Raw genomic sequence first — 500 nt, forward strand, 5'->3', positions numbered from 1 at the left:
AGGGTTTGTTGTGTTACGTGCTACAGGTACAAATTCTAGGAGACTAGAGAACACGTGTCAACTAATCCCATATGATTTGTAGGGCTTTTAAATTGCGCGGATCACGCGATAGCCCAGCATTTCCAGACGTTCCAAACCTGATACCGGATACAGCGAACCCCATGCCCGCGTACGTTCCCCGATGCCGTAGTTTGCGAAACGCGCGCCCATCTTTTGCGCCTTCTTTTCCCATTCTTCGCGGAATGCTCGCGCCGTGTCGTCGTCGTCAGCCATTTGGATACCGCGCGCGTCGTAATCTTTCAGATAACGCGCGTACAGGCGAACGGTGCCGGGCTCGTTGTGTTCGCAATGATCCATCAGGCGCACGCCGTCGATATAGAGCCCGGACAGAGCCGCCGTCAGCTTGTCGTGACCGTAGCCGCCAGCGGTGCCCTGTTGGACGTGCGCGCGGTCGTATGCAGCGCGTTCCTTTGCCGTTCCGTAGGGAAGGGGATCACCCT

General features: G+C 56.8%; 1 protein-coding gene. It reads right to left on the reverse strand.

Annotated elements, in window-relative coordinates; translation table 11 throughout:
- Positions 1-87: 87 nt before the first annotated feature.
- The coding region (locus AC1RPH_RS07775; protein ID WP_481762020.1) for a hypothetical protein at positions 88-500 on the reverse strand (413 nt) is incomplete at its 5' end.

Source organism: Dellaglioa sp. CoH-57-MRSF-16 (assembly GCF_056782055.1).